Origin of the sequence: Vibrio kagoshimensis (assembly GCF_050337535.1) — a bacterium.
Lineage (GTDB): Bacteria > Pseudomonadota > Gammaproteobacteria > Enterobacterales > Vibrionaceae > Vibrio > Vibrio gallaecicus.
The window spans coordinates 1-8,082 of record NZ_JAKJSZ010000038.1 but is presented as its reverse complement, the minus strand read 5'-3'; the positions used below and the strand labels follow the sequence as shown (position 1 = coordinate 8,082).

Sequence of the window (8,082 nt, the reverse complement as noted above, 5' to 3'; positions counted from 1 at the left end):
GCATTAAGTGGTGAACAACGCTACCACCCGAGCCTAAACCTTGCCACATTTAGCACTGAAACTGACCTAAACTGAAATTGCCAAGCGTTGAGAATCCGTCTTAAATGCTTTGTTATGCAACAATCCCAAAGGGTGTGACTAACTCGCACGCCCTTTAGAGTAAGCAGGTAATTCTGGCGGTAATTCACACCAATTAGCTTTATAGGCTGTGTAAATTTGAGCATCAACTTTTACCGGAATATCAACATCAAATGTCGATATTGCCAACTCAATATTTTCTAGAGGCTCACCTTTTACTCTGAACCCTAAACTTGAACCACAGTTAAAGCAGAACGTCCGAGTTGTTCCATTTGATGCAACAAACTCTTTGAGTAAGTCCTTACCTGAAACCCAGTTTAAACCTTTAACTCCAACTAGCGTTCCAAAAGCTGCACCATGAAACTTACGACACATAGAACAATGACAATTTGCCACTTTTTCTCTGAATCCAGCCACGGAAAATCGAACATTTCCACACAAACATGAACCGTCAAATAGTGAACTCATTTTGAGTTGACCTCCCTGTTGCATAACGCCCAATTAAGTAGCTGACAACGCTACCAATACACTCAAATTTATCACCGAAATCACTAAAATTGAACCGAGTTGAAAATGCCAAGCGTTGACAGTCTGCTTGAATTGCTTGTTATGGCGTACGCGATTAGGCACGAGAAAACCTAAAACATGTGCCACATCAATAGTTGACTAAATTACTCTGGTATTCTAATTCCACTAACGCTGAATCATTGAGGAAACTAATATGACATTTTCAATCAAAAAGATATTTCAAAATAAAGAAACAGAAACTACTGAGGAAAACCAGTTAACCTCAAAGGAGGCACCTCAAGAAAGCGATAAGGCAGAGAAAGAAATCAAACATGAAACGCCTAGTGGATGTTGTGGTTCTTGTTCATAAAATATACCAATTATAAACCTTAGATACTGTCTAAGGTTTATCAATTTGTAAGCCATAACGCCGCATTAAGGTGTGAGCGGCGCTTGGCTATACTTGAGCGAAGCGAAACTGCCAAGCGTTGCGAATCACTCTTAAATGCTTTGTTATGCATTTATGATACTAGCTAGTGTGTCTGATGCTTTTAAACTATTTATCAACGTAACCTTATAGTTATCTCCAGAAGCCCCTTGCCCAATTGGCAAAGCGCCAAAACGTCTTAAGTGCAGTTGAAATAATTGTGACTCAATACTCTTTCTAGCAACTTTGTTTCTCTGGCTATCAAGGACGTATATTTCTAGTTTCAACTTTTTACCAAGCCAGTAATACCTTGAGATCGTGAAATTAGTACCGGTATCACCACCAATGTTTTCTTCTGTGCTTATATGCTGACTAAATCGTGTACCTGTTTTTCGTTCTCTGCCAGCTTCTCCAATATAGATGATAGAACCATCTTGGCTTGGGTAATTAATAACCTCATCAACCAATGAATAAACGTAAATTAAATCAACACCATCACCCAGCATCGCTTCATTTTTCAATGATAGAAGCTTTTTTCTATCTTCTAGTGTCCCTTTCTGAATCGTTAACTCTAAATCTGGCTTTCCACCAAAAAGTAGTCTAATCATGAAAACTCCCGAAATGCATAACGCCCAATTAAGTAGCTGACAACACTACCAATAGACTCAAATTTACCACCATAATCACTGCACCTAAACCGAGYTRAAAATGCCAAGCGTTGACAGTCTGMTTAAATTGCTTGTTATGTGTRTTCTAACGTAGCCTTTGAGCCTAAYTTTTCAATTAAMCCACTTGGAGGRYCCAAGAAGAATAGATAGTCAAAACCATRCACTGCACAAGCAATGACAGAATCATCTTTGAAGAACCGCCAGCCAGATACACCYTCATTACTTGCTAACATATCATCAAGTAAGTGTGCTCCCATGCTACTTACWATAACTTGRGTRCTGTCATGATTTAACTCCCAAAGCTTCTGCTTTCGGATATAAGGTTCRTTGTTATAACTAACAATTATTGRRGCATTCCCTTCACCTAAGAAGAATGGYGCTAGTGATTCAATAAGTTTTCTCTGATATTCATTGGCGAAATCTGTATTCTTTCATCAAAATCAACCGAAAATTTATTACAACCAACAGCAAAAGCRTATTCAACGMTCCACTTCGACGATYTGAAATCTATCGCCTCATCGGATATATTAAGAATCATCAATTTCCTCCAAACACATAACGCCGCGTTAAGTAGTGAGCAACGCCTGCCACCCTACCTAAAACCTTGCCACCTTAGACACTAAAGCTGACCCAAACTGAAAATGCCAAGCGTTGGRAATCTGTYTTAAACGCTTTGTTAGTTTGCTTACATGATGCAGCCAAAGTTTAGCGCCAAGGTGCTGAATTGGTKACAAAACTACTGGCTTTGRATGCCAATGTAAAYCTGAAAACTACAGAACTCGAACCCAACCAACAAAACGCACTTGGCTAAGAAGCGACATACGATAAACAACCACAGTTTGAAGTACTTGGGCTGACAAAGGATTCATTCGACCAACCTGATAACCAAGTGCGACAAAGCCATTTGTTAACGAGTTAGACACAAAAAAAGAAGCCGCGCGAGATGCACTAAGTGACCAAAATTACTGATGCAGAGAAATGAATAACGTTGAACTCACAGAGCCGAAAGGCAACCTACGCGCGATAAGATTTGGTTGCACAACTTTCGGAAAACGAACAGGTGTAAAGCACAGAAACCAGACTAGGCTTTTTGACCATAAACGCTTTTCTACTTTTGCAAACTAACGCCGCGTTAAGTAGTGAGCAACGCCTGCCACCTAACCTAAAACTTTGCCACCTTAAACACTAAAGCTGACCCAAACTGAAAATGCCAAGCGTTGGGAATCTGTCTTAAACGCTTTGTTAGTTTGCTTACATGATGCAGCCAAAGTTTAGTGCCAAGGTGCTGAATTGGTTACAAAGCTACTGGCTTTGACCGACAATGTAAAACTGAAAACTACAGAACTCAAACTCAACCAACAAAATGCACTTGGCTAAGAAGCGACATGCGATAAGCAGCCACAGTTTGAAGCGTTTTAGCTGACAAAGGATTCATTCGACCAACCTGACAACCAAGTGCGACAAAGCCACTATTTTACGGATAAACCACCAAGAAAAAGAAGCCGCGCGATACACACTAAGCGACCAAAATTACTGATGCGGAGAAATGAATAACGTTGAACTCAAAGAGCCGAAAAACACCCTACGCGCACTGATGATTTGGTTGCACAACTTTCGGAAAACGAACAGGTGTAAAGCACAGAAACCAGACTAGGCTTTTTGACCATAAACGCTTTTCTACTTTTGCAAACTAACGCCCAATTAAGTAGCTGACAACGCTACCAATACACTCAAATTTACCGCCTAAATCACTGAAGCTAAACCGAGTTGAGAATGCCAAGCGTTGGCAGTCTGCTTAAATTGTTTGTTATACGAGTGTTGCCTTCAGTGCCGCAGCTTGTTGTTCAAATAACCCATTGTCAGATTCGGAGTAAGACTTAGCTACATTTACCCATTGCACTCCTGTTTCATCAATATGGCGAAACTCAATTTGTAATGCATATTTTGAACAACGAAGTAGACCAAATATAAGCCCTACAATCGTTAAAGTAACAACTAAAGCTTGCAACCAAAAAGGTGTACTCTCAAGAGTGGTGATTGCGAGCCAAACAGCTCCTGAAAAAACAAATAGCCAAAATATTATTTGCCCCAGATTATCGAGCAAACCGAGCTTCTTAACTCTCGCATTGTTAATTTTTGATAAAGGATATGAATCTTTTTTGAAGCTAAACTCTTCTTGGCTTAGTCTAAAATCTGTTTCCTTGTACATTATTTACTCCATTCGTATAACGCCTGCATAACACGTTTGCTACGATACAGGCTTAGCTGAATTTTACTGCATTAATCACTAAAACTAAAGGCAAACTGACAGCGCCGAGTGTAGCAAATCGTGTTGATGCATTTGTTATATTAAATTTTAATGAGATAGCCAAAAGGTGATTTTTTGTATGTTATCTCTATAGAAGAATAGAGCTGACTTTCCGCATACATATTTGGTGAAGCACAAAGGTTTCCGTTTATAAAGTCATTACCCAGAGACAACTCATAGCAACTAATGCTATTCCGATAATACTTGATTTCTTTGCTCTCAACAGTAACTACTGTCTGCATTACAAAGTCTGAAAAATTGTACTCTATCCAAGCAAAAGTTGGGATTGAAAATAATATGAGTAGAGTGCTTGGAAAAAGTGAAATTACTGCTTGCTTCAGATAGTAACCTCTTATTTTTCTTAATTTAATTTCCACTATAGTTACTATGACAATTACACCTGAAAATGTCAGAGCAAATATAGCTGATTTATAAGTATAAATAACAGGAGGGCTAGAGACTACAATTGAAATAATGGTAAGTATGCATAAAGCTAAAAGAGAGCAGCTGAACACATAGCTTGTTTTTTTATTCGAATTACTAACATTCATACTTACTGTCCCTGTAAATATTTAATATAACGCCGCGTTAAGTAGTGAGCAACGCGACCACCTAACCTAAACCATTACACCATAAACACAATACTCGACTTGAACTTAGAATGCCGAGCGTTGGGAATCTGTCTTAAACGCCTTGTTAGTTGTAATTCCCCAATTCGTGCGTAAAACTCAAGCCTGCATCACTTACTACCTTTGAGACTAGAGCAATGAACTTTTCAGCTTCGTAGTTGGGCAGATATTTAGAAACAAGCCTGATTTCAAAAAGCTTGCCCTTTGCTGTAGGGTATTGTTGCAATATTTCACCAGATTCAATAAATGATAAATAAAGATTTAGTTTATCTTGCAATACTAATAACTTTTCATTTTTATCATCCCACTTTAAATGGTCAGATATCACCAAAATCACTTTTTCATCGTCATGTGCAATAACATCTACTTTATCGAGTTGCTCAATCGTCATTTTTCATCCTTAACAACTAACGCCCTGTTAAGGTGTGAGCAACGCAATACCGACGCTACCGCATACCACCTTAAACACTAAAACCAACGCATAGTAAAAATGCCACGCGTTGCGAATCACTCTTAAACAGTTTGTTATGCGTTTCCTTCCAACAAGCTGCTGTCATACCAGATATCTTCGTAGCCATTGTTATCTATTAGGAAGCGGTAGCCAGGAGGCAAACCAAGATAAGCTTGCACTTGAGGTAGGTATTTAGCTATATGCTCAACATGTAGCGGGTCAAAGAAGTCTGCGTTTGAAGATAACTCTTCACCGCACCAGATATACCAACCATTAGTACCATTTTCGGGAGCAACTCTCATACCATTAATAGGAATCTGACTTAAGGTAGAAAGTGCAATTCCTAGTTTGCTATCGGCTTCCGGATGTTCCTTTGCTAAATCTTTAAACTGATTATCCAACTCTTCCTCCTGACGCATAACGCCCAATTAAGTAGCTGACAACGCTACCAATACACCCAAATTTACCACCTAAATCACTGAAGCTTAACCGAGTTGAAAATGCCAAGCGCTGACTGTCTGCTTAAATTGATTGTTATGCCTGTTTCCATTCGGTTCGCAAAACGGCTAAAACAACGGTATCCCACCACTTAGACTTAAAGAAACAATGTTCTTTAAAGTAAGCCTCTTGCCGCATACCTAAAGATTGACAAAGCTTGATTGCTAGTAAGTTTTTACTGATTGTTTCGGCGTAAACGCGATGTACACCTAACTCTGTAAAACCAAAGTTAAGCAAAGCCTCCGAAGCTTCGTAACTGAGCCCTACACCTTGAGCATGCCTTGAAAACGCACAACCCATTGAGGCTTGATTGGTTACCTCTAAACGTAGGCAAACTGTACCAATAAACTTTCCTGACTCTTTGCATTCGACAGCTAATTGATAAGATTGACGAGGAACTTCAGATATTTGTTCGATAAGTAGACGAGTTAGTTTTCGATACTTGCCAGGTTCACAATCAGCTTCATCATAAAACGCTGATACTTGGGGTCTTGAGACATACCGACAAAAGCATCTTCGTCATCCAACGTCATATCGCGAATCACCAAACGCCTCGTTTCAAGCTTGAACATCAGAAGTTCCTTTCCTTCGTAAGGTATAACGCCCAATTAAGTTGCAGACCAACGCAAACCTGAACCTAAAACAACGCACCGATTACACCCAAACTGTTTGGAGCTAAAAATGCCACGCGTTGGCTGTCAGCTTGAATTGCTTGTTATATTGCCCGCACGATGAAACACAGTTTATCGCCAAGGTGCTGAATTGGTTACAAATCTACTGGCTTTGAACTCGGAAGTAAAACGGATAGTTCGAAACTCAACCATAGACAACAAAACGCACTTGGCTAAGAAACGAAATGAGTTGAAATTGGAGCCATTCGATTAGCTTAAATGACAAAGAATTCAAGCGAAAAACCTAACAGCAAAGTGCGCCGAAGCCACAAATTTCAATGAAGTTCCCACGAAAAAGGAGCCGCGCAAAATGAATTTGAGCCAGCAAAACTTACTAACGAGGAGACTTGCGTGACGTTGCAGCTAATTAATCGACACACTTTCTACTTGCGATGGTCATTTTGATGGCAACTTTCACGAAACGAACAGGTGTGTAGCTTGAACGTAGAACAAAGATAAACGGATATTTTAACCCTTTGAATCTTATGCAATATAACGCCGCGTTAAGTGGTGAGCAACGCTAACCACCCTACCTAAACCATTGTGACATAAACACTTAAATTGAGGTAAGCCGAAAACGCCATGCGTTGGGAATCCGTCTTAAACGCTTTGTTATGTGCGTGCCAAACGGTAGCGCCTTACTGTGCCCTCGCTTTCATCTGTGTAGTTGCCAAGGTACTCTCCACCACAGTTTTCGATAACCTTTTGGGATGCTGGATTATCAATTGAACAAGTGACAATAGCTGAGTCAGCTAAAGCGTGGTCACGAACCCAAGCAAGGAGATATGAGGCTACACCTTTACCACGAGCTGAAGGTCTAGTTTCGTAGCCAATATGACCAATTACATTTTCTACGTTGGCATTGCTACCTTTGCGAACTCTAATAGCACCCACGATTTCAAAGTCTGATACGCAATAATAAGTTGTGCTGGGCAAATATCCATTTGGTAGATCAGTAGTTGCGTTCGAGCGCTCAACCAAACCAGACAAATAAGCTTCAGGATTTTGCTCTACACCCGAATATTTTGGGATACCCGAGTCCAAACATTCCCTTGCGTAACTCGCTAACATTGGAGCTAAATCTGGACTTGCTTCTAATACTTCCATGCCAATTTTCCTTTAAAGCACATAACGCCGCGTTAAGTAGTGAGCAACGCCTACCACCTAACCTAAACCACTACACCGTAAACACCAAAACTGACTTGAACCGAAAATGCCAAGCGTTGGGAATCTGTCTTAAACGCTTTGTTAGTTTGCTTACATGATGCAGCCAAAGTTTAGTACCAAGATGCTGAATTAGTTACAAAACTACTGGCTTTGAACACCAATGTAAAACTGAAAACTACAGAACTCAAGCCTAGCCAACAAAACACACTTGGCTAAGAAGCGACATGCGATAAACAGCCACAGTTTAAAGCGATTTAGCTGACAAAGGATTCATTCGACAAACCTGACAACCAAGTGCGACAAAGCCACTATTTTACGGATTAACCTCCAAGAAAAAGAAGCAGCGCGAGATGCACTAAGTGACCAAAGTTACTGATGCGGAGAAATGAATAACGCTACATTAAAAGAGCCGAAAGACAACCTACGCGCGATGAGATTTGGTTGCACAATTTTCGAAAAACGAACAGGTGTAAAGTACAGAAACCAGACTAGGCTTTTTGACCATAAACGCTTTTCTACTTTTGCAAACTAACGCCGTATTAAGGTGTGACGCACACTTGCCATACTATGAGCGAAGCGAAACTGGCAAGCGTAAGGAATCACTCTTAAATGCTTTGTTAGGTGATTACTCTTCACCGACCTCTTGTTTAAGTTTTTTAATATTGAGCCGTGTTATTT

Annotated in this window: 9 protein-coding genes and 1 pseudogene; 1 reads left to right on the top strand and 9 read right to left on the bottom strand. The window is 40.0% G+C overall.

The genetic code is table 11. From position 1 onward, the window contains the following. Positions 1-138 precede the first annotated feature (138 nt). A complete protein-coding gene (locus L4C37_RS21765) occupies positions 139-546 on the bottom strand; it encodes a GFA family protein (RefSeq protein WP_429770006.1) in 408 nt (135 codons plus the stop codon). 253 nt (positions 547-799) lie between these two features. Here L4C37_RS21765 and L4C37_RS21760 point away from each other — a divergent pair, with 253 nt between their 5' ends. Beyond that, positions 800-955, top strand: coding sequence for a CCGSCS motif protein (locus tag L4C37_RS21760; protein ID WP_429770005.1), 156 nt, complete (start codon positions 800-802; stop codon positions 953-955). A 143-nt stretch (positions 956-1,098) separates the two neighbouring features. Here L4C37_RS21760 and L4C37_RS21755 read toward each other — a convergent pair whose 3' ends face one another. From L4C37_RS21755 to L4C37_RS21720, 8 genes and pseudogenes are all read right to left on the bottom strand, one after another. Further along, on the bottom strand, positions 1,099-1,620 hold the full coding sequence (locus tag L4C37_RS21755; RefSeq protein WP_429770003.1) for a hypothetical protein: 522 nt from the start codon (positions 1,618-1,620) through the stop codon (positions 1,099-1,101). 830 nt (positions 1,621-2,450) lie between these two features. Next, positions 2,451-2,603, bottom strand: coding sequence for a hypothetical protein (locus L4C37_RS21750; RefSeq protein WP_429767568.1), 153 nt, complete (start codon positions 2,601-2,603; stop codon positions 2,451-2,453). 884 nt (positions 2,604-3,487) lie between these two features. Next, positions 3,488-3,889 carry a hypothetical protein gene (locus L4C37_RS21745; protein WP_429770002.1) on the bottom strand — a complete coding sequence of 134 codons (402 nt, stop codon included), beginning with the start codon at positions 3,887-3,889 and terminating at the stop codon, positions 3,488-3,490. A 140-nt stretch (positions 3,890-4,029) separates the two neighbouring features. Continuing rightward, positions 4,030-4,539 carry a hypothetical protein gene (locus tag L4C37_RS21740; RefSeq protein ID WP_429770000.1) on the bottom strand — a complete coding sequence of 170 codons (510 nt, stop codon included), beginning with the start codon at positions 4,537-4,539 and terminating at the stop codon, positions 4,030-4,032. A gap of 145 nt (positions 4,540-4,684) precedes the next feature. Then, entirely contained in the window at positions 4,685-5,008 is a 324-nt protein-coding gene (locus tag L4C37_RS21735; protein ID WP_429769999.1) for a DUF6572 domain-containing protein, read from the bottom strand. A gap of 134 nt (positions 5,009-5,142) precedes the next feature. Continuing rightward, the gene (locus tag L4C37_RS21730; RefSeq protein ID WP_240701804.1) at positions 5,143-5,469 is read right to left on the bottom strand and encodes an immunity protein Imm33 domain-containing protein; all 327 of its coding nucleotides are present in this window, start codon (positions 5,467-5,469) and stop codon (positions 5,143-5,145) included. A 133-nt stretch (positions 5,470-5,602) separates the two neighbouring features. Next, a pseudogene (locus tag L4C37_RS21725) lies at positions 5,603-6,138 on the bottom strand (GNAT family N-acetyltransferase). A gap of 711 nt (positions 6,139-6,849) precedes the next feature. Next, positions 6,850-7,344, bottom strand: coding sequence for a GNAT family N-acetyltransferase (locus L4C37_RS21720; protein WP_002961862.1), 495 nt, complete (start codon positions 7,342-7,344; stop codon positions 6,850-6,852). Between the last annotated feature and the right edge of the window lie 738 nt (positions 7,345-8,082).